20 protein-coding genes are annotated in these 23,300 nt (G+C 34.5%); 9 read left to right on the forward strand and 11 right to left on the reverse strand.

Features of this window, described 5'->3' with window-relative positions:
* Window positions 1-749, forward strand: a 749-nt coding sequence (locus tag O970_RS01900) for a lipoyl protein ligase domain-containing protein (protein ID WP_024495496.1), incomplete at its 5' end; no start/stop codon positions are given.
* A gap of 76 nt (window positions 750-825) precedes the next feature.
* On the opposite strand, the gene O970_RS01905 is transcribed toward O970_RS01900, so the two are convergent.
* A complete protein-coding gene (locus O970_RS01905; RefSeq protein WP_024495497.1) occupies window positions 826-2,070 on the reverse strand; it encodes an oligosaccharide MFS transporter in 1,245 nt (414 codons plus the stop codon).
* A 217-nt stretch (window positions 2,071-2,287) separates the two neighbouring features.
* Here O970_RS01905 and O970_RS01910 point away from each other — a divergent pair, with 217 nt between their 5' ends.
* Complete coding sequence (locus tag O970_RS01910; protein ID WP_024495498.1) at window positions 2,288-3,292, forward strand: LacI family DNA-binding transcriptional regulator; 1,005 nt, start codon at window positions 2,288-2,290, stop codon at window positions 3,290-3,292.
* Window positions 3,293-3,324: 32 nt separating this feature from the next.
* Here O970_RS01910 and O970_RS01915 read toward each other — a convergent pair whose 3' ends face one another.
* Entirely contained in the window at window positions 3,325-4,797 is a 1,473-nt protein-coding gene (locus O970_RS01915; RefSeq protein WP_024495499.1) for a glycoside hydrolase family 32 protein, read from the reverse strand.
* 321 nt (window positions 4,798-5,118) lie between these two features.
* Between O970_RS01915 and O970_RS01920 the strand changes: the two genes are divergently transcribed.
* The 3 genes from O970_RS01920 to ubiT all read left to right on the forward strand — a co-directional run bounded on the left by O970_RS01920 (window position 5,119) and on the right by ubiT (window position 8,510).
* Window positions 5,119-6,072, forward strand: coding sequence for an aminoimidazole riboside kinase (locus O970_RS01920; protein WP_036562310.1), 954 nt, complete (start codon window positions 5,119-5,121; stop codon window positions 6,070-6,072).
* Window positions 6,073-6,395: 323 nt separating this feature from the next.
* Window positions 6,396-8,015: a Na+/H+ antiporter gene (locus O970_RS01925; protein WP_024495501.1), complete on the forward strand. Its 1,620-nt coding sequence runs from the start codon at window positions 6,396-6,398 to the stop codon at window positions 8,013-8,015.
* An 18-nt stretch (window positions 8,016-8,033) separates the two neighbouring features.
* Window positions 8,034-8,510 (forward strand): ubiquinone anaerobic biosynthesis accessory factor UbiT, encoded by a 477-nt coding sequence (gene ubiT, locus O970_RS01930; RefSeq protein WP_024495502.1) that lies wholly within the window; start codon window positions 8,034-8,036, stop codon window positions 8,508-8,510.
* Between the two features lie 80 nt (window positions 8,511-8,590).
* Here the strand turns inward: ubiT and O970_RS01935 are convergent, their stop codons facing one another.
* Both O970_RS01935 and O970_RS01940 read right to left on the reverse strand, forming a co-directional pair.
* Window positions 8,591-9,928 (reverse strand): type I glutamate--ammonia ligase, encoded by a 1,338-nt coding sequence (locus O970_RS01935; protein ID WP_024495503.1) that lies wholly within the window; start codon window positions 9,926-9,928, stop codon window positions 8,591-8,593.
* A gap of 264 nt (window positions 9,929-10,192) precedes the next feature.
* On the reverse strand, window positions 10,193-10,849 hold the full coding sequence (locus O970_RS01940; protein WP_024495504.1) for a YiaD family glycine zipper/OmpA-like lipoprotein: 657 nt from the start codon (window positions 10,847-10,849) through the stop codon (window positions 10,193-10,195).
* Window positions 10,850-11,183: 334 nt separating this feature from the next.
* Between O970_RS01940 and O970_RS01945 the strand changes: the two genes are divergently transcribed.
* From O970_RS01945 to trhP, 3 genes are all read left to right on the forward strand, one after another.
* Window positions 11,184-11,939, forward strand: coding sequence for a molybdopterin-synthase adenylyltransferase MoeB (locus O970_RS01945; RefSeq protein WP_024495505.1), 756 nt, complete (start codon window positions 11,184-11,186; stop codon window positions 11,937-11,939).
* Entirely contained in the window at window positions 11,929-12,939 is a 1,011-nt protein-coding gene (dusC, locus tag O970_RS01950) for a tRNA dihydrouridine(16) synthase DusC (protein ID WP_051318575.1), read from the forward strand. The genes O970_RS01945 and dusC overlap by 11 nt, the downstream gene beginning before the upstream one ends.
* 304 nt (window positions 12,940-13,243) lie before the next feature.
* The gene (gene trhP / locus O970_RS01955; protein ID WP_024495507.1) at window positions 13,244-14,587 is read left to right on the forward strand and encodes a prephenate-dependent tRNA uridine(34) hydroxylase TrhP; all 1,344 of its coding nucleotides are present in this window, start codon (window positions 13,244-13,246) and stop codon (window positions 14,585-14,587) included.
* A gap of 370 nt (window positions 14,588-14,957) precedes the next feature.
* Here trhP and O970_RS01960 read toward each other — a convergent pair whose 3' ends face one another.
* Window positions 14,958-16,229, reverse strand: a complete 1,272-nt coding sequence (locus O970_RS01960; protein WP_024495508.1) for an alpha/beta hydrolase — start codon at window positions 16,227-16,229, stop codon at window positions 14,958-14,960.
* Between the two features lie 18 nt (window positions 16,230-16,247).
* Complete coding sequence (gpt, locus tag O970_RS01965; RefSeq protein ID WP_024495509.1) at window positions 16,248-16,715, reverse strand: xanthine phosphoribosyltransferase; 468 nt, start codon at window positions 16,713-16,715, stop codon at window positions 16,248-16,250.
* A gap of 154 nt (window positions 16,716-16,869) precedes the next feature.
* On the opposite strand from gpt, the gene O970_RS01970 reads away from it, so the two are divergent.
* Window positions 16,870-18,339, forward strand: a complete 1,470-nt coding sequence (locus tag O970_RS01970; protein WP_024495510.1) for an aminoacyl-histidine dipeptidase — start codon at window positions 16,870-16,872, stop codon at window positions 18,337-18,339.
* 399 nt (window positions 18,340-18,738) lie between these two features.
* Here O970_RS01970 and O970_RS01975 read toward each other — a convergent pair whose 3' ends face one another.
* The 5 genes from O970_RS01975 to O970_RS09805 form a co-directional block, all read right to left on the reverse strand.
* Window positions 18,739-19,287, reverse strand: a complete 549-nt coding sequence (locus tag O970_RS01975) for a hypothetical protein (protein ID WP_024495511.1) — start codon at window positions 19,285-19,287, stop codon at window positions 18,739-18,741.
* A gap of 4 nt (window positions 19,288-19,291) precedes the next feature.
* Window positions 19,292-19,669: a hypothetical protein gene (locus tag O970_RS01980; protein ID WP_051318576.1), complete on the reverse strand. Its 378-nt coding sequence runs from the start codon at window positions 19,667-19,669 to the stop codon at window positions 19,292-19,294.
* Between the two features lie 414 nt (window positions 19,670-20,083).
* The gene (locus O970_RS01985) at window positions 20,084-21,052 is read right to left on the reverse strand and encodes a hypothetical protein (RefSeq protein WP_024495513.1); all 969 of its coding nucleotides are present in this window, start codon (window positions 21,050-21,052) and stop codon (window positions 20,084-20,086) included.
* Window positions 21,053-21,078: 26 nt separating this feature from the next.
* Window positions 21,079-21,678: a hypothetical protein gene (locus tag O970_RS01990; protein WP_024495514.1), complete on the reverse strand. Its 600-nt coding sequence runs from the start codon at window positions 21,676-21,678 to the stop codon at window positions 21,079-21,081.
* 171 nt (window positions 21,679-21,849) lie between these two features.
* A partial coding sequence (locus O970_RS09805; protein ID WP_036562308.1) for a hypothetical protein occupies window positions 21,850-23,300 on the reverse strand: 1,451 nt, incomplete at its 5' end.

A 23,300-nucleotide genomic window follows, 5' to 3' on the forward strand; every position in this document is an offset into this window, starting at 1 on the left:
TGGCGGCTAAGCCCGACTATAATAAAGCGATTTCAACTCAAATTATTATTGATGCGTTAGCCTCGCTTAATTTGTTTGTTACCGCTTCTGGTCGTAATGATCTGGTACTAACAACGAATGAGGGAGAAAAAAAGATTTCCGGTTCAGCGTATAAAGAGACGCTCGACCGCGGTTTTCATCATGGAACACTACTGTTAGATGCCAATTTAAATAAACTTGCCGATTATTTAAATCCTGATCCAAAAAAACTACAGGCAAAAGGCATTACCTCTGTGAAAAGTCGAGTTACCAATCTTAAACAATACTGTAGCGATATTAGTCATGACAAGGTTTGTCAAGCGATTATTGATGCATTTTTTCGGTATTATGGTGAATATGTCGAGCCCGAATTCATCTCAGAAAGTAATCCACCGTCTATCCCTGAATTTACCGATATTTTTAATCATCAATGCAGTTGGCAATGGAATTTTGGCCATGCACCGATATTTACTCATCATCTTGATCAACGTTTCAGCTGGGGTGGGGTTGATATTTATTTTGATATTGAACAAGGGCATATTACTCAATGTAAAATTTTTACAGACAGTTTACAACCTGCTCCACTAGAGATATTAGCAAAACGTTTAATTGGGTGCCCTTATAATGCCAATGCAATAACTACGATATTAACACAACTCATAGATGATTATGCGTCTATAAGTGAATCATTAATTGAACTAAAACAGTGGTTAATTGAGCAGCTTAAATAAGTATTTATTTTATCTATAACTTGTAATTTATGGTTTTTATAAATTACAAGTTAGTAACATCAATTAAAAACTAAAATTAATAAGTCATGACTGGTTGAATATCTCGTTTAGGACTTAACGTAAAGGCTGAAATAGCCGTTACTGTTAGAATAATAGCAGCTAAGACATAAAATGTAGTCGAGTAGCTGGTTTTGTCAAATAATTTTCCAACTGGAGTTGATAATACAATTACACCTATATTTGAAGAAATGTTAAAGCCAACTAAATATAGTGTTGCCGACAAACGTGGATCAAAATTAGCAACAATATATTTAAACATTGCTAATACAAATAGCGGAATTTCAATTGCATGAAGTAATTTTAATAATGAAATAACATAGATGTTATCCATTGTTGCTGATAAACCTATGCGGGTTATCATAATACAAGCAGCAATTAATAAAATTCTTTTAGCCCCTATTTTATAGATAAAATATGGGGCAATAATCATACAACTGGATTCCAGAAAAACTTGAAAAGAGTTTAGGTAACCATACACTCGATAACCAACTTCAGTATTACTAAAAAATCCTGTATAAAAATTAGGAAACAGTTGTTGATCATAGATGGTATAAAAACTAAAAGTACCAACAATAAATAACACAAATAGCCAGAATTTAGATAGTTTATATAATGAAAAAATCTCTTGAAATGTAGGTATAGCAGCAGGCACTGCCTTTGCTGTGTTATCTGCTGGTACCGAAACTATAACTTTGGGTTTAAAAAGCCAATTAACTAGTAAAAAAATCATACCCATTATACTTGATAACCAAAAATTAATATGAGGATTAATACTAAAAACAATTCCAGCGACAAATGTTGCGGCAGCATAACCTAATGATCCCCAAAAACGGCTAGCGCCATACTCAAAATGACATAGGCGACTCATTCGTTCAACAAAACTTTCAATTAAAGGACACCCAGAAATAAAACCTGCACTTAAGACAGGAGCACCAATAATCACAGCTAAAATAAAGTGTTTTTGTAGTAACGGCTCATAAATATAGATCATAAAGGGACCGATAAAGATCATGATAATACTTTGAAACGTAAGGACGACTTTACTAGTTTGCAGTTTATCTTGCAATATGCCATAAATAATCATGAACATCATAGCAGCAGCAGAGTTAGCAGCATAAATAAAACCTATATCTTGACCAGATAAATTCAATTTACTTTTTAACCAAATTGCATAAAAAGACCACCACAATGACCAGGCAACAAAAAATGTGAAAAGATAACTTGATAAGAACCAGTAATTTGCATTTTTATACGTTTTCATATTGCACCCTATTTTAACGTTAACATGTTAATGTTAACAATTATGACGCTATTTAGATTAATCGAATAGGTGCAATGTTTGAAAGTTGAACTTGAATCACAGATAAAATGCCGTAACTACTTACTTTATTAATATCAGCGATTTATCGTATTATTTAGATATGCTAATATGCTATTTGATTTAGCTGATATTATTATAATAAAGGAGTCTCTCGCCAATGACCTCGTTAAAAGATGTCGCTAAACTGGCCTCAGTATCTCTGATGACCGTATCGCGTGCAATCAATACGCCTGATAAATTAAATAAACAGACTTATCAACGAGTGATGCAAGCGATTGAACAATTAAATTATGTGCCTAACTTATCCGCTCGAAAAATTCGTGGCGACGGGAGTGGACCACGGTCAATTGGGGTGCTTGCTTTAGAAACTGCTATGACGCCATATTCTGTGGAATTATTACAGGCCATTGAAAAAACGGCCAGTCAATATCAATGGAATACTTTTATCGTTAATTTATTTGATGATAATCAAGCTGATCGCGCTATCGATACGTTGTTATCCTATCGGCCAGACGGCATTATCTATACGGCGATGGGGATGCGGCAAGTAAATATACCTGCAAAGTTGTTACATAAACCTATTGTTTTAGCTAATTGCATTACTGAATCTAATACATTACCTTGTTATATTCCAGATGATTATCAAGGTCAATATCAAGCAATGCAATATGTTATTGAGAAAGGTTATCAAAGACCACTTTGTCTATATTTATCAGATAACACCCTAGCAGGGAAAAGAAGGCGTCAAGCGCTAGAACAGACGTGGCGGGATATGGGTAACGATTTATCACAATTATTTAGCTACCACTTACCCCAAATTGTGCCACATACTGAGCAAGAATACCGACAAGTATTGCCTATTATACAGCAACATATACATGATAAACCCGATTTCGATGTCGTAATTTGTGGCAATGATCGCATTGCGCTCTTAGTTTATCAATATTTATTAAGTATCGGTTTGCATATTCCTAATGATGTAGGCGTACTGGGTTATGATAATATGGTGGGTATAGGCGATCTGTTTTATCCGCCATTAACAACGGTACAACTTGCTCATTATGAGATTGGACAACAAGCGGCATTACACATTATTGAAAATCGTCCGCAAACTGATACAGTATATGTTGCTTGCCCATTTTTAAACAGGCAATCACTTTAATCGTGTCACCTGTTTTTATATAGTTTAATCGCTTATCCTTTATAAATAGAATTTAATTGCCAATGGGTGAATTGACTTATTTTCATTGCTCCATTTTCAGCAAAGAAATTGAGTTGTCGCTCAGCTGGTAATAGTGGATAAATACGTGAACTTAGGCTATAAAGCCCCTGCTCAACAAACACCTCAATTGATGATGCATCGACATAAATACGCATATGTAATAAGTTAGTTTTTGGTAATGGAACACTACGGTAGCCAGTCACTTGCTGCCCAGATAGGCTACGATCAAGCACAATACGTTCCGACTGCATATCAACATAAAGCAACGTTGCTTGTTTTCCCTCTTTAGTGGCTGCTAGCTGTAGTCCAAAACGCTCAGCATTACTGACTGTCATATCAAATGTGATATCTATTTCACATCGTGTACAGTCCAAATCACTATGTTTACCTTCATCAACTATCTGTAAATCTTGTAATTTAGTCGCAGTTTGTCTTAAAACAGTGAGTTCTTTAACTGGACGATTAAGAAGTTGGTTATGATTATCTAATACTAATTCTCTAGGTAAAGTGAAACAGCCTGACCAATGATCTTTTTGGCTTGGCATTTTTGATTGCCACATATCCATCCAACCAAACATAAGGCGACGTCCATCCGCGGAGATAAACGTTTGTGGCGCATAAAAATCATGGCCATAATCTAATTCAGTAAAACCTTTTTCTACCTTAAAAGGCTGCCCTGGTTGCCAAGTACCGACAATATAACCTGATTGAAATAAATTACGGTACTGATATTGTTGTGGTTTAAACCCTTGTGGTGAACACATTAGTATCCATTTATCACCTAACGGGAAAAAATCTGGGCATTCTAGCATATAAACATTTTCGTCAATGTGTTCAATTAACACCTGTTCAAAGTGCCATGAACGTAAGTCAGAAGAACGATAAATAACAATTTGCCCTACATCTTGTAAATTGCGACGTCCAACCACCATCCACCACTGCCCATTAAGTTTCCAAACTTTTGGATCACGAAAATGCATAATTCCCTCTTCTGGAGACAATATGGTGCCATGCTTCTCAAAATGAATACCATCTTTACTGGTTGCTAAACATTGCGTTTCTCTAATTAATTCGGGATGATGCTGTTGATCGACATAAACATGTCCAGTATAAATTAAACAGAGTTCGCCATTATCAATTACAGCAGAACCAGAAAAACAGCCTCCACTATCAAAATCTTGATCTGGCGCTAAAGCAACCGGAAGATGTCGCCAATAGACAAGATCATCACTCACCGCATGTCCCCAGTGCATTGGTCCCCAATTAGCATCATAAGGATGATATTGGTAAAAGGCATGATATTGTCCATTGAAATAGATAAGTCCGTTCGGATCATTCATCCAACCAACCGGCGGTGCCAAGTGAAAATAGGGATAATATTGTTTATTTACGACAGATACTGTTTGTTGTATTGTTTGATTTGCTTTATCAAGTAATATGGACATGGCAAACCTCTTAAAAAGGTAGATTTATTTTATCAATATAATATAAGAATTTAATTGTTAACGTTAACGTTGTTTAAATTTTCGATTAAAATTTTGTGACAATACTCACAAAACTTTAGATAAAACATCTCTTTTTAATGCATAATATGAAAAATTGAACTCGTCTTCAATGAAAAGTGAGTCATTCACGTCTAAATAACTATTTATATCTATAGTTATCTAGTGCTGATTGATGACAATAATTTTCGATATTAAGAAATAAATAGACGGAATCTTATCAATAAGATTGCCAATAATATGGATTTAATCGTGGTAATAACTATGCAGAAGACAAAAATATGGGCATTAGGCGATGCCGTTGTGGATCTAATCCCGATTGGGAATATGAATTATCGAGCTTGCGCAGGCGGCGCACCAGCTAATGTTGCGATTGGTGTTGCTAAACTAGGAAATATTTCTGGTTTTATCGGACGGGTTGGTAATGATCCTTTTGGGCATTTTATGGAAAAAACTTTCCTTGAATATGGCGTAGATTGTCAATATTTAGAAAAAGATCAAAAACAAAAAACCAGCACTGTAGTTGTTGATCTTACAGAAAGTGGAGAACGGAGTTTTACCTTTTTAGTTACCCCATCTGCCGATCAATTTTTATCAACAGCCGCTATTCCTACGTTTAATCAAGATATTTTACACTTTTGTTCATTAGCTTTAGTCGCCGAAACCTGTCGAAATACGTTATCACAAGCGCTACAGAAATTAAAACAGCATAATGGATTAATTAGTTTTGATATTAATTTACGAGAACAGATGTGGGCGGATCATCAACAAATGCGTCAGCAAATTAATACCTTTTGCCAAGATGCCGATATATTGAAACTTTCGGCTGAAGAATTGTTCTGGTTAACTGAGAATCATGATTGGCATGATGCATTAAAACAGTTAGCAGCAACTTATCCTGCGTCACTAAAAATAGTGACTAACGGCGCGGATGGTTGCACGATTATTTGTCACGATCATATTTATCATTTTGATAGTTATAAAGTTAATAGTGTCGATACTACTGGTGCTGGCGATGCTTTTGTTGCTGGTTTACTCAGTTCCATTGCTTCATCAGGTTTACCACAAGATAAGTTGATGGTAGAAAAAATGGTCACGGTTGCCAGCGCTTGTGGCGCATTAGCAACAACTCAAAAAGGAGCGTTAACCGCCTTGCCAGATAGCCAATTTTTACAAACGTTCATTAGCGAAAATCCGATATTGATGGCTAAAAATTGACTATCGCTGTACTTAAATAATGATAAATTGATTTTAATCTTCTAACTTATTTAAGTACGCCTACTTTGATAATCTAATTAATTGAATATTTTTGAGGTATCTAATGGGCATAATACAAGCCAATTAATACATCATTTAAAATTTGATTAACGACTACTTTGCCCATTATTTGTTAATCTATACAGCACCATTGGTAGATGGTGAAAAACTACCGTTTTTATATTTTAAAACATCCAAATTTTATTTATAATTTTTGACTGCAAAACAAATAAAAATCCGCTATAATTTAACAAACTATAACTAATTTAAAATTGAGATAAAACATGGAACTATTCTCGAACATTTTGATTTTGATTTTACTGGTTTCCCTATCAGGGGTTGTAGTAAAACTTTTACCTTTTCAGGTACCTTTACCTTTAATGCAAATTGCGCTTGGATGTATTTTAGCTGCATTCAATTTCTATGTAGAGTTTGATCCTGAACTATTTTTAGTATTATTTATCCCGCCGTTACTTTTTGCGGATGGTCGTAATACTAATGTTAAAGAATTTGTGCATTATGGACGTGAGATTGTGGGGCTCGCGTTAGTTTTAGTTATTATTACGGTGGTAGTACTTGGATATCTGCTTTATTGGATATTACCAAATGTCTCATTAGCCGCTGCATTAGCTTTGGCTGCGGTCCTTTCTCCTACCGATGCGGTTGCCTTATCCGGTATTGTGGGTAAAGGTAATATTGAAAAAAATAAAATGGAAATTATTGAAGGCGAAGCACTTATGAATGATGCTTCTGGTCTGGTATGTTTAAAATTTGCCATTTTAATTGCAATCGGCCAGATGGAATTTAACTTATTCAATATTTCGCTTAGCTTCTTCTTTGTTGCACTCGGCGGTTTAGCGACAGGTTTCTTAGTTACCTTTATTTACACTAAAGTTTTAAGAAAAATAAATAATTTAACCGCGCAAGAACCCGCAATACAGATCGTCCTTCTATTCTTATTACCATTTGCGGTTTATTTGATTGCAGAGCATGTGGGATTCTCTGGTATTTTGGCCGCTGTCAGTGCAGGTATGACGGTAAATCAATCAGGTATTATGCGTAATGCGCCATTAAATATTCGCCTACAGTCTGATAGCACTTGGTCTATGTTAACCTTTGTTTTTAATGGATTTGTTTTTACTTTATTAGGTATCCAATTGCCAAGTATCATTAAAAACACTTACCTTGAAAACCAACGTGATGCTTCCATTGAAATGTGGGAAATGGTCGTTATCGTAGTATTCGTTTATATGGCGCTTATGGGGACACGATTCTTATGGCTATGGTTAATGAGACGGTTATCAAATGCTCGCCTAAAACGTCCACTCATTTTTGCTAATTATTCTACTCGTGATTTAGCTGTGTCGACCTTTGCAGGAGTCCGTGGAGCTATTACCTTAGCAGGTGTATTATCTATTCCCGTAATGATTGAGGGTCGTTATGAATTAATATTTATCGCAACGGGCGTAATTTTATTCTCTCTTATCTGTGCTGCTTTCGTTTTACCTGTGTTATTAAGCGGTAAAGTGATTCTTGATAACAATGAAAATGACCGTGAAGCAATGTATGCCAAAGGTCTTATGGCAGAAGAAGCGATAGCTTCATTAGAAAAAATGCAAGAAAACTTACAAGCGAATACCGCGCAAAAACTCGATAGTGAAATTGTTAAAGAGGTGAGTTCACGTGTTATTGGATCGTTACGTCGTCGCACTGGACTTAAAAATCAAGAAGAGAAATCACTTGAAGCAGAGAATCTGGAACGTCGCTTACGTTTAGTTGCCATTGGAGCGGAACGTTCAGCTCTTTATCAAATGAAGGCTAAAAAAGAGATCAGTGATGAAACATTCGAACGTCTAAATTACGATCTCGTTTTATATGAGGCAATGTTGGCCGAAGATAATTAATACAGGACAAACGTAAATATGTATAGAAAATTGCAATCTCTTATGATTGAAAACGGACCTAAGTGGGTTGGTATACCGCTAAAATATGTGCCATTTTCATTCAAAAAGCAAGTAATCGAACAGCTCTTGCATCGACAATTCCAACAGGCATTAGACGATGGCGAACTCGATTTTCTTGATGGGCGTTGGTTGAAAATTGACGTAAGAGATTTGCAATTAACTTGGTTTGTCAGTTTAATTAATGGCCAATTATGTGTAAGTCAAGATGAGATTGCCGATGTCGGTTTCAGTGCTGAAACTAACGATTTGATTTTAATTGCTACCCGTCGGCAAGATCCGGATACACTGTTTTTTCAAAGACGTTTAATTATTGAAGGCGATACGGAATTAGGTCTTTATGTTAAGAATCTGATGGATTCAATCGATCTTGATACTATGCCTAAAATGTTACGGATAGCTTTAGATAAAATGGCTGATGCGATTCAACATAATTAAGTATAGTCATTAGCTATCATATCATTATGTAATTAAAGTAGCCTTTTTATATTCAATAGTAATAGTATTTGGTTCAAATGTTAATATAAGGTGCGATATTGTTCGCAAAGTTGATCCATTGTTAAATCTTTAGTTAATGCTATTTCATGCTGTTTAATTTCATAATAAGCATTTAATAATGCCTCTGGTAACTGTGAGGTAAATTCCGTCTCTGCTCTTAACATTTCCAATGCTTCATGTAATGAGGTAGGTAAACGGCGGATAGCTAAATTATTCAACTCTTGTAGAGGCAAGGTCAATGGATCAACATCTAAACAAGCAGTGAGTGGCAATTTTTTTTCAATCCCCAACCGGCCTGCGATAAGAATTCCTGTCATGGCTAAATATAAATTAGCGGTCGCGTCTATCAGATTAAATTCAAGATTAAATAAATTAGCCACCATACTACTAAAACGATTGACTGGATTAACTCGCAATACCGATTCAGGGTTTTGATGACCAAAAAATGCAAACTTATTATTTTCTTTCATCTCTAAGTAAGAGATCGGTGAAGGTTTTGTTAATGCGCATAAAGCCGGTAAATAATGGATAATACCCGCCACCCAATGTTGCCCAATCTCACTTAAACCATATTTTGATTTTGAATCATACAAAATAGGTTGAGAGGACATATCTTGTAAACTAATACGAAGATGAATAAGATTACTTATACTATCTAACGTAATTTTAGGTGAAAAAGAAATAGTTAATCCATATTGTCGTGCGACTTCTCGAATTATTTCACGAGTATTAACTGCCTTATCAACAATATCCAAATTATTGGCTGCACGACAAGTAATACCATAGCGTTGCTTGCCTAATTTAGGTAAAAAAACTTCAGGGAAAATACCCGTTTGATTAAGTGCATTAATTACCCACTCAGAAAAATTACCTAAATGACGATTTGCGTGTAATGAAAAAGCACTAACCTGATGGGCTAATGTAAAATCACCATGAGCAACATTAAACTCATGATCAAAATCACCAAAAATTTGTAATCCTAGCTGTGTATGATAGTGATTGATCTCATTATTTAATACTGTTCTTGTACAGCATGACCAAGGGTCACCTTCATAATTAACAATATTACCATGAACAAATTCAAATATTGCCGCCTCTGAATCAGGCATATGTGTTAACTTAACTGTACTGCGCACATCCGGCATTAATAATAAATTCTGACAAAAATCTTTTGAATTGTTTTTAACAATGCGATCTTGAGGTGTTAATAGACTATGTAAAGATAGCCAATTACATCCATTTTTTGTATAACTATCAACCATGTTAGCGGGAAAAGTACATCCACGTGTAATACCAGCCAAATCAGTGGTGATGATAGTCGTTAAATTCGTTGATTTATAGTTAGTATTTTGCGGCATCGTTTTATCAGCGCCTCCTCAATAATTGTTATAATTTAACTCATTTATTGATTTTCTTATCGTTATCTTTATGAAGGAATAGTATTCTATTCTATCTATTCTCAAGTTTATTAGTCAATTTGTTAAAATAGCTTATCAATACTGTTTTCATCTAAACCAACTTATATCCGGTTAAATAGATAGAAAAGAACAAAATACCTTAATCCAAGAATATTGCGTCCTTAAACTATCCTAACAGCTATCCTATTTAATGCAATGATACTATCATAATGGGGAAAGGGTTATCTCTACACGTCGATTAGCAGCTCGACCCTCAGCGGTACTATTTGAGGCAATAGGCTGAGTTGCGGCAGCATTGCGAATGTACATTCGTGTTGTAGCAATATTGTGAGAAACTAGCAGACTGGCAACACTATCTGCTCGCGCTAAAGATAAGCGCTCATTAGTTGTTACTGAGCCAGTAGAGTCGGTATGACCAGTAATATTAATCCTTGTTTTATCAAATTCTTTGACAACTAAAGCAATGCTCATTAACGTTTCAGTTCCTCTCGCTTTAAGCACGGCGCTATTAGTATCAAAAGTAATGTTATTTGGCATATTTAAAATGATATCATTACCATTACGAGTTACGCTAACGCCTGTACCACGCAATTTTTCACGGAGTTTTGCTTCTTGATTATCCATGTATAATCCAATACCGCCTCCAATCGTCGCTCCAGAAACAGCACCAATAAGCATACCTTTTTTACGATCACTTTTGGAGGATGACAATGCGCCAACACCTGCACCAACGATACTGCCAATCACTGCCCCAGTCCCTGTTTTAGCTACCTGATTTTCATCAGTATATGCGTTTTTAGTGCAACCAGATAATGTTAGTAATACACTCAATCCTATAATCATTAAATTCCGTAATGTCATTTTCGCCCTACTCTTTATTGTAATAAGCCTTTTTTGTTCTAAAAATGTTAATATGAATTAACCTAGTGAAGGTTTGTTTATTGTGATGTGATCCTATTAATTTTTCAATTTTCGAATCATTCTTATTATATACTGCTTTAATTTTAAAATGATAGCACCATTGGTTAATATACGTATGATTCTCGTTAAGAATAATAAGCATTAACGAATAATGTAACAAACGTATCGATAAACAACATTAAAATTCACCCATTCTCTTCAATCGAATAAAATACGCCACCAAACATATTTCCATGCTAAAATATATCCCGTTTTTACGAGATATGAAAAGACTATGACGCTGTTAAATAATTATGAGTATTTACGTTATGATCGCCAAATTAGTATTAAAGGATTTGATATAGATGGCCAGCAAAAATTAAAAGCAGCCAGAGTCTTAATTGTTGGTATGGGCGGTTTAGGTTGTAGTGCTGCACAATATTTGGTTGCCAGTGGTATCGGAAAACTGACCTTAGTTGATTTTGATAAAATCAGTGTATCTAATTTATCTCGACAAGTTCTATATGTTGATCAGGATATTGGACAGTTTAAAGTTAACGTTGCTGCGAAAGTATTAAAAAGCCAAAATGCCTTTGTCGATGTAACGACCATAACATCAAAATTAGATGATACCGCATTGATCAAACAAGTAAAATTACATGATGTTATCATCGATTGTAGCGATAATTTAGATTGTCGCCAACAACTAAATCGTATCTGTTATCAATATAAAGTCCCCTTGGTTTCTGGGGCCGCTATTAGAATGGAAGGATTATTAACGACATTTACTTATCAACCTCACCAGCCTTGTTATCTCTGTTTAAGTCAACTTTTCGGTCAATCACAATTGACGTGTGCCGAATCAGGGGTAATGTCACCTTTAGTCGGGATCGTAGGAACAATGCAAGCTATGGAAGCGATTAAAGTACTGACTCATTTAGGTAAACCGCTTATTGGACGCGTATTAACCATTGATGCGATGACAATGGAATATCAGCATCTACAATTTCATAAAAATATTAACTGTTCTATTTGTGCCCATGAATCATAATTTACCAATCAAACGTATCCTATTAGCACCTATGGAGGGTGTCTTAGATGGCGTTGTACGTCAACTTTTAACCAGCATCAATGAGGTTGAATATTGTGTCACCGAGTTTGTTCGAGTTACACAACAACGTTTACCTCATAAAACATTTTATCGCCTTTGTCCCGAGCTTTATTATCAAGGGAAAACCGCTTCGGGAACACCTGTACGCGTACAATTACTTGGTCAGCATCCCCAATTAATGGCTGAAAATGCCTCAACCGCCATTGCACTTGGTTCATACGGCATTGACATTAATGCTGGCTGCCCGGCAAAAACAGTTGTTGGTAGTGAAGGTGGCGCTTATTTACTTAAAGATCCTGAATTAATTTATCAAATTACCAAACAAGTTCGTAGTGCGGTACCAGCTGATAAACCCGTATCGGTTAAGATACGCCTAGGTTGGCAAGACAAATCTCAATGTATAGAAATTGCCGATGCTGTAGCGCAAGGAGGCGCAGATGAAATTACGGTACATGGAAGAACGAAAGAAGATGGCTATAATGCCGATAAAATCGATTGGCAAACCATTGGATTAATTAAGCAAAATTTAACTATACCAGTGATTGCCAATGGGGAAATTTTTTCAGTATTAGCCGCCAAACAGTGTATAGCACAAAGTCATTGCCAAGCTATTATGCTAGGTCGAGGTATCCTAGCCATACCTAATTTAGCCAATATGATCCGTTACAACCATCCACCACTATCGTGGAACAATACTGTCGATCTATTATTGACCTATGCACAATCACAATTAGACCATGAGCTCGCTAAAAGTAAGCCATTTTACCATTCAGCAAGAATTAAACAGTGGCTAACCTATTTAAAGGCTACCTACCCAGATGCCATGTATTTATTACAACAAATTCGAACCCTAAAGACCCAATCAGAGATGATAAATGCCTTGCAAGCTTATAAGTCTACCGTAACAGATAAAAATGCTTTAACCGAGTATTATAAATAAGATGCATATTATGATAGATATATTTGATTATCTTGATAGGTAATTTCTATCTGCCTAATAAAAAAAATTGGCGAGTACCTATCGCCAATTTATTGATAATTATTAGTAGATAACTATTTCCCTCTTGTTTTTTGATAACCAATGATGGGGACAACTTATAGAATAAATAATGCTATATTTTTCAATAACTTTATTCACTGCACCCCATTGCAGTTAAGTTTAACAAAGCGTACAATCTCTCCCTATTTTTACTGCTTAATTTATTATGTTATATACATAATACTGACTTGATATCAGAGGCACTATGACTCATAACACTTTATCAAAACCTGAACTATTATCACCAGCTGGCTCACTGAAAAATATGCGGTATGCATTTGCTTATGGTGCTGATGCCGTTTACGCTGGTCAACCTCGTTACAGCTTACGTGTCCGTAACAATGAATTTAATCATGAAAACTTGGCGATTGGGATCAATGAGGCCCATGCACAAGGGAAGAAATTTTACGTTGTTGTTAATATTGCACCACACAACTCTAAATTAAAAACATTTATCCGTGATCTAAAACCGATTATTGAGATGCAACCCGATGCCTTAATTATGTCTGATCCTGGACTAATTATGTTAGTGAGAGAACATTTTCCTAATATGGAAATTCATCTTTCAGTCCAATCTAATGCTGTTAACTGGGCAACAGTAAAATTTTGGCAGCAAATGGGATTAACACGCGTAGTTTTATCGCGGGAATTATCGCTAGAAGAAATCACCGAAATTCGTGAACAAGTCCCAGAAATGGAATTAGAAATTTTTGTTCATGGTGCGCTATGTATGGCTTACTCTGGTCGTTGTTTGTTATCTGGTTATATCAATAAACGTGACTCCAACCAAGGAACATGTACCAATGCCTGTCGTTGGCAATATAGTGTATCAGAAGGGAAACAAGATGAAGTGGGGCAAATTGTCCATAAACACGAACCTATTCCTGTCACCCAAATTGAACCTACTTTAGGTATCGGTGCCACTACTGATAATGTCTATATGCTTGAAGAATCAGGTCGTCCTGGTGAATATATGCAAGCATTTGAGGATGAACATGGCACCTATATTATGAATTCTAAAGATTTACGCGCAGTAGAACTAGTGGAGGATTTAACCAACATCGGCGTACACTCATTAAAAATTGAAGGGCGTACTAAGTCCTATTATTACTGTGCACGTACAGCTCAAGTTTATCGCAAAGCGATTGATGCTGCCGCAGAAGGTAAACCTTTTGATCCTAATTTATTAGTTGAATTAGATGCTTTAGCGCATCGCGGTTATACCGAAGGCTTCTTACGTCGTCATCGCCATGAAGAAATGCAAAATTATGAGTACAGTCACTCTGTCTCTGAACGTCAGCAGTTTGTCGGTGAATTTACGGGGGAACGAATGAACGGGCTTGCTGAAGTGATTGTAAAAAATAAATTTTCAGTAGGTGATAGCGTTGAAATGATGACGCCACAAGGTAACTATACGTTTACAATAGAAACAATGCAAAATAAAAAAGGACAAGCGGTCGCGGCAGGTCTCGGGGATGGGCATATTGTCTATATTCCAATTGCTGAAGACATTTCATTAGATTATGCATTACTTATGCGTAATTTTTAATGCTTAATCCTGATTTTATCTAAATGTCAATCGCGTTACTTTTATTACGCGATTGAAGCGATGATCGACAACATATTACACATATTAGCGAATTAATTGTTACTAAATAGCAATGATTGATTCGCGATTTTTAATAATTTTTTAACTTGGTTAGTGAAATAACGATTAATCGTTTCATCGCTGTTTTATTTACCATCTCTATCTACTTGATAATTCGATCTTCAACAAATAAGCTTAAGAAAGAGATATAGTCACCATCGTTAAAACAGAGTTTAACGATAAAGCGATAAAAAATATGGGGTTATATTACAGTATCATCTATTAAATTGATTTAAATACTAACTTGGAATCCAATATAAAATCTAACTATTTAAGCGGTTTTTCCTATTAGAGAAGCTATCCAGCGACTCGATTGGATAAATGCTTTATCTAAGTTTTTCTGTAGAGACATCGAGGCTACCTTTAAACGCTGATGTCGCTGTGTTGAGTGAAGTAATTGGGCATCGCTTTCTGAACATAATAGATCCTGATCAAATAAAATGCTCATCATGGGAACCGAACAAGGTTTGTTAATTAAACCTTGATATTTTAACGAATAATAGCAGAGTTCTGCGGCTAAATATTGATTTGAACTGGACGTTAATCCTAATCTGTCTGCTAACAGGTCTCTAAACATAATCGGCAGATAAGCCTGTAATTTTGTATCCACATAAAGTTGATGAAGAATAGGAGCAAAGCATAGTAAACCTTTAATCCGATCCGGTGCTAAATAGCTTAAACGAGTAGCTATCTGAGTCCCAAATCGAAAACCTGCTAATATGACCCGTTTATGATCAATCCATGGCACGGTAGGTAATTGTTCTAATACTGCTTGATGAACGATACTGCTATCTTGCGTTAATTTAATTCTAGCGCTTTGACCGATACCTGGCGTATCAACTGTTAATAATCCAATACCATAAGGAGCCAGATGTTGACTAAAATAAGGATAAAAATCAAATTGTAAATGCGATAATCCACCGCATAATAATACAATAGGACAAGCTGAATCCTGCCCCTTGTAGGGTAAATGTAATATTCCTTCAATACGCTGTTGAGCGACGTTGAAAGATAAGATTTTATAATCGTATGGAGAGTCATCCAGTGCTTGCTGATAATACCGATAAGCAAGTGATTGAGCCTGCAACGCTAGTTTATCATCTCTATAATGGGGATAGCTGCTCAAGCTAGCATATTGACTCGCGGTTAGATGATACTTATGTCGCCTTGTTCTAACAGCTTGTTCTGAAGATTGCTGATTCAGCAAATTTGCCTGCTGTTGCCACTCATTCGCTTGTGAGAGAAATTCATAAATCCAATTCCCTGATTGATAACCTTTAATCGTATCAAACCATTGGGGATTGCTTTTTTTCTTATCTGAAACAGCAATTCTCGCCAAAACCGCCTCAATCTCAATCAGAGAAAGTCCTCGCCAATGCCATAATAATCGATTTAACACGCGATACCAATGGCGATCATTTTCACCATCCAACGTGTGTCGATAATTAATATAATTATAATCAACACGTTGGATTAATGATGACGTCTCTGGATAATCAACCTGTGGTTTAAACAGCTGTTCAGATAAATTAGCAACAGTCATTAATGCTGGCGATCCACGTTATTCACTTTCACAAATTGGTTTAATGAAAGCAACACCCATATCCCATGGTTGTTCGATCCAAACATCTTGAGCAATATCTTCAACATAATCATCGACAAGAGGGCGACCATCTGGTTTAGCAAAAATAGTAACAAAACGTGCTTTTGGATACATTTCTCGGATAGTTTTAGCTGTATTACCTGTATCGACTAAATCATCAATAACAATAAATCCTTCACCATCACCAGGTGCCTGTTTAAGGATTTTTTGTTCTCGCTGATGATCATGATCATAACTTGAAATACATACCGTATCGACATAACGAATACCCAATTCGCGGGCAAGGAGAGCCGCAGGGACTAAACCGCCACGACTCACCGCAATAATTCCTTTCCATTGCGTGGTTGGCATTAAACGAGCAGCAAGGACACGAGCATTAATTTGTAACATATCCCATGTTACAGTATATTTTTTATTCTTTAACATAATAACCTACAATTTTAGCTTTCACACTTTATCGAGCAAAGTGTAATATGGATGTAAAATTGCACTTTATTATAGCGTGACTAAGCAATAAAAACTAGTTATTATCTATATAATTTATTGTTATATTTAATTTTTACTGATTGAGGCCTTTTGTATGTTATCATCCCTAACTCCAAAAACACTTTGGAAGATATTCTCAGACATTTGTTTAATTCCCCACCCTTCCCATCATGAACAGATGATAACCAAATATGTTCTAGATTTAGCTGCACAACATAATATCAAAGCAGAGCTAGATAAAACGGGAAATATTTTGTTAACCAAAGCTGCAACAAAAGGAATGGAGCATTATCCATCTATTGCGTTACAAGCCCATTTAGATATGGTTCCACAAAAAAATGCCGAAACAGAGCATGATTTTCTCGTTGATCCAATTCAAGCTTATGTTGACAATGAGTGGGTTAAAGCGAAAGGTACAACACTTGGCGCAGATAATGGTATTGGACTTGCATCAGCGCTCGCAGTTTTAATTGATCCTACCGTTGAACATGGACCATTGGAGGTACTATTAACGGTTGCTGAAGAGACGGGGATGTTTGGTGCATTTGGATTACAACCCGATTGGTTAAAAAGTAAATATTTAATTAATACTGACTCAGAAGATGAAGGCGAAATTTTTACTGGTTGTGCAGGTGGCGTAGAATTTCAACAACATTTAACTATCACTTATGCAACCATTCCAACGCATCATAATATTTATGTAGAATTAGCTTTAAAAGGTTTAAAAGGTGGACATTCTGGTTGTGATATTCATTTAGGGCGCGGTAATGCAATCAAATTATTGACACGTTTTTTGACTGATTTAGGCGTTGATATTGACTATCGATTATCCGATTTTACGGGGGGATCACTAAGAAATGCCATACCGCGTGAAGCTTTTGCAACCATTACTTTAAATGATGCTGATTATAACAAATTACAAACATTAATGGCTAATTACGAAAGCACTATTAAAAATGAATATGCCATAGCTGAACCTACGCTGGTTTTTACTCATAAAAAATGTTTACCTGAGCAAGTAAAAAGAGTGATAGCTTTCGATTACCAACAAAAAATTATTGATTGGTTAAATACGGCGCCTAATGGGGTCGTTCGCATGAGTGAACAAAACGGCAATGTGGTTGAAACTTCACTAAATTTAGGTGTAGTTAATATTAAAAATAATAAAGTAGTCGCTAATTATTTAATTCGATCATTACTTGATAGTGCTAAAGATGCGGTTGTGTCGCAATTAATTTCACATAGTCAATTAGTTAATTTAGAATATGCAATAAGTGGTACTTATCCAGGATGGCAACCTGATCCGCATTCCAAATTATTAGCTTTAGTAAAAGGCAAATATCAGGAACTTTTTTCAGCTAAAGCCAAAGTAATGGTGATTCATGCAGGTCTTGAGTGTGGTCTATTCAAAAAGCCATATCCAGACGTAGAGATGGTCTCTATTGGTCCTACGATTGTATCACCGCATTCTCCTGATGAAAAAGTAAATATTAATAGTGTTAAAAGATATTGGGATTTACTATTAGCTACTTTAAAAGCAGCTTATCAACTAAAAAATGATTAATTATTTATCCATATTTAGGGCAATAACATTGCCCTAGTTTCAAAGCAAAGTTTATTAGACTAACTCTGAACGGACATGTGCTCCCATTTTAGTACCAAAAATAGGCATAGCAACGCCAATACAATTATTCTGTTACTATTGCCATGAGTTATGTCATTGTTGGTTTAAGCCGTTGTGCTTATTATTATCAACCTAAGTTACTGGAGCATTCGGTGATTATTTCAGTGCTGAATGCTTATCACTGACAGACAGTTAAGCTGAGGCTTTCCTAAATACTTTAATCGAATCAGAAAATTAGAGTATCAATGGGATCATAAACGTGTTTATCAGGAGTTAAATCCGTTATAATGCGGTGTAATTCGTACCCAAATATGACTTCAAATCAACTTTTATTTGTTGCTATTTTTTATTGTAAGTTTTATTAATATATTTTTTTACTTCTGCTGCAGTTTTATATTTGAAATAAACTTCACTTCCGCCAACTTCTCCTTCTGAGCCACTTAAATTTGCATCTTGCATTAGCTTACTGTTTAATGAGATGATTTTTTGTAAGTTATATTCGTAAACATATATATCATAATTATTTGTATTTATTCTTTCTGCTCTATGTGTAGTTGTTCTTTTAACGATAACAAATAGATTCCTTTTTGATTGCACTGTTTGAAAAAAAACTGACTCAATCGTCATATCAACCTTTCTATTTGGAAAATTAACAATATTCGCACCATCAATAAAGTACTTATCGATAACTTTTGTGATATTATCACACTCTAATACAAAATTTATTGGATAATCTAAATTAGTAGTTTCTTCAAAATAAAACTTACCATTTTTACACCAAGATATATTAAATGGTCCATGTATAATAGATGAGCCTTCTTCACTAAAGGCTAACGATGAAAAAATTAACCCAAAAGCAATCCATAATATACTTATTTTCTTTAACATATCTTTACTCCTCATCTAAACCTAGTAATCTAGCAAGTCGATTAAATCTTTGTTTCCTATCATCATATCCATTCTGACCACCATTAACGAGCCGAGTTACTTCTTGTACTGTCCCTGATTTAGCAAGATCTTTTAATTTAACGAATTGTTTTACATTGCGATTTGGCTTGCCTGTTTTAGTAAACCAAAACACAAATGCTGATTCAATTCTATATTGTTCGGAGCTTACTAATAAATCTGGATTAGCAACGAAATCTTGAACATCATCGGAATTATTTTTGTTATGAACATTTGTAAAATGATTATAGGCATCTTTACCTGTTAATTGGATCATACCTTTCCCTCTATAACCATCGCCGGATGATTCATCACCATTTTCCATTCTATTGGCATAGATATAATTTCCCAAATGTTCAGGATTTTTCTCATAATAAGATGTATTAGTCCATAATTTATGGTCTAAGTTGTTCTAAATTACAACTATTTTTTGCGCTATATGGTGACTGACTAATGCTTTTTTGTCATTGCTTATAGGTTAATTGCCCATCTGTTGGTTGCCTGTTGCCTGTAAGCAACAAAATGATCTTTACCAACAATAAATAAAATAACTTTCATTGTTAAGTAATACTTTTTGTGGGTATCGACGGTATTATATTTGTTAGCTGCTGATAAATTGTTTAATGATAATGGAAACTCATTCCAATATTAGATTTGTGAGGTAAGCAGCCTATCGTTTCCTTGTAGATATAAAACATCTTTCGACACTATCCAATAATGTTTGTCATAAACCTTATCCTTAATCTTGCACCTTTTTATTTGTTACTATTTTTTCTATTTGTTGTTTTATTTGTTCTGTTAAACAACGTGTAATCTTATGGGTAAATGTGTCCACTTCATTATAGTAAATGGGTGATGATAAGACTAAACAAGCTTCATTAATTTGTTTATCTATTACCTTGATAGCATTTTTTTGCTCACTTTCATTTTTTTGAAGTAATGTTAACTTTTTAACTAAAAGATCATGATAATAGTTGTAAGATTCTACATTACAAGTTGTATTATACTCATCTTGATAACAAGATTTAAGTTTCTCAGTTTCAAAAATCGGGGATTGAGATTGTGTCAATATATCAAATTGATCAGGATAAATAATACGATATTGATAACGATCTTCATTAACGAATAACGCTTTAAGCCTGAATCGTAAATTTTCTTTATCAATTTGGTAATTTTTCCAAAATATTGGCTGAATAGAACGACCAAAATCTTTTACTAATAGTGTATAAATATTTCCATTAGGATTAATATAATAATATTGATTACTTAACCAATAATAACCGACAACATCATAAGAAATATTTGCTAGTGTAATTGTATCTTTAATGGTTCCTTGATAAACCAAGGATAAATTTAGCCCCTTAACTGGATAATTATTATCATTAAAGGTTTTATTAAAGTATTGTTTATTAATAACAAATTTTAGTTCACTTTTATCGTATATAACAACATCTTTATTAACCGCTTCATATAAATCACTAAAATAAGGATCAATTTGATTTATTGGGCAATACGCTTTATTTTCTTCTCGTTCAGTGTTACTAAACTGCCAATCAACCATTGCTTGGCAGTCTTGTTTTAATTGTTCCATATCGATCGATTCAATAATAGATATACCTTTATAGCTATCAGTGACGTCAAATTGCTGGCTATGAGCATAAAAACTAAATATTGGTAAAATCAACACAAAATATAATGAAATCTTCATCACTTAATCCTTTATAGCTAATCTTATTATTTAATCTTATTAAAAATACCCGAGTGATCGATTTGGTATTCGATTTCTGTAGTTTGAATTTTATCGTTAGGAGCTTCATCATCTTCAAAAAGATTTTGTTGTTGATGTTGTTTTATTAAGATTTTTCCATTTGTTTTTATAAAAAAATCATTCCAGTAAGATATTTCACCATTTTGTATTTTATAAAGTACTATGGCATCAATCAGATTATTTTTAGCATCAAAACTATTTAACTGAAAAGTAAAAACATTAGCATCATTCTCACCAATTGCCATATAAATAATTCCTTTATATAAAATATCATTATAATGAAAATAAACATGTGGGAAATAAAATGCGCTTTTAGTTAAATATTTAAATAATTTAGGTTTAAATGAAAATTCTTTATTAGAAAATCTTAATGGGAAAGGCATATTAGGTGATAGTTTTATACCGAAATCACTCCAATAATAATATTTTTCTAATCCTTTTGAAGAATAAGGTAAGTCTATTTTTTGATAATGATGTAAATCATTGATTACATTTGCAGAAAATACAGCATTTATATTGGAGAACAATAATAAGAAGGTAACTATAAAACTATTAAAAGATTTCATTATTTAATTTCCCTGTTTTTTGCTTATTTTGATATATAACCAATAAATTTTTTACAATATGATATCCGAGTAAAGATTTTTTAAATACATAAAATTCGAAATCTTTATGTATTCTACTTTTAACTTACACAAATCAAAAAATGCCTATGTCAGAAACTTTAAAAGCGGCAATTAGCTATTCTCTTTTTTATTAATAATACGATTAAAATCAAAGCCACATATATGTAAGTGATGGTAATGATCATATCCACCTGGTCCCTTTTTTTTCATATGTTTGGTGTGTTTAAGCAATGTGTTAGCCTGTTTTTTATAAGTAAAATATTCAGAGTACATTAAAGTAGTTCTACCCCAACCAAATTTATATAAAGCCACATTAAATTTTGTTTGTTCTTCAAAATCAAAAGTTGAATAAGATAACCAGGTTACCTCACCATTTCTTTTAGTTGATATATACCTTAAATCACCTGCAATGCCATTTATATGCGATTTACTTTGAATAGATTTAGCGTCATGAGTGCTAAAACCTCTAAATCCTAAATAATCTACATTTAATTCTAACATTGCACCAAGTAGACCAGCAAAACAATCTGGATTTATAAACCATCTGTTTGATTCGCTGTTTAATGTTTTAAATTTTGCTTTAACAATACCATCAGGTGAACTATATCCTTGCTCAAATTCTCTAATATCTATAAGCTCGACATCGTAATTTTGTGGTTTATTTCCTCTTGCCATTGCTTTGGTAACATGTACTGTAAAAATACCCAATTCATGTTTTTGTTTACCCTTGTCATGATAAACATATCGATATTTTTGCTCATAATCTTCAAGTATTTCTTGTGGTATATGCTTTTCAATTCGCCCATCATGGTAAATATGATAAGTGACTATATCTGCTGGTTTAGTATTAAAATAATCTAGCACTGCCACAGGATGTATAAACCACGCTTTTCCATCCATTGATAGATTAGAAAGTATCTGCGTGTTAGCATTAACAGGGGGTTGGTTAGAGTTTGCTGTTTGTGCTTCTGCCACTTCTTTCCACCATAAAGATGGTTTTATGCGTTTCTCTTTTTCAAGTTGCCAGTTGGTTTTGATATGTTCGTGGGCTTCGTTTAATTTTTTTAAGGCAAAGTCACGTTGATAAGGTAAGGTTAGGCCGAGTTTGTTTAACTCTTGTTCGATGATTTCTTTTTTTTGCTGTTTTTCTTGTTCATATAGGTTATCTATCTCATTCCATTTACTTAATTCTTCATCGGCGTACCATTCACTTTCATAGTTTATAAGTAAATGGCCTATTTGCTGCGCTGTCCAGCTTGTGCGTAACCCTTCTTTTAAATCGCCATCAGTAAAAGACGGTTGGGTTGTTTTTTTGCGCTGCATTGAATAACGTAGTGTTCCGGTTAAGATGTGATGTAATTCCCGCATTGCTGGGGTGTAATCGGCTAAATCTAAGGTGGTGACTTTATTTTTGCTGATTTTATCGGATAATTCGCCTAGTGTTGCTTTTTCTTCTATGGTGTTAAATCCATGCCAGTGCCATGGGCTAATCTGTTTGATATGGGCTTGTTTTAGATTGACCCAACCGGTTATTGGTATGCCTTGTTGGTTGCCTGCGGTCA

It is taken from the genome of Candidatus Schmidhempelia bombi str. Bimp, from assembly GCF_000471645.3.
GTDB classification, from domain to species: domain Bacteria; phylum Pseudomonadota; class Gammaproteobacteria; order Enterobacterales; family Orbaceae; genus Utexia; species Utexia bombi.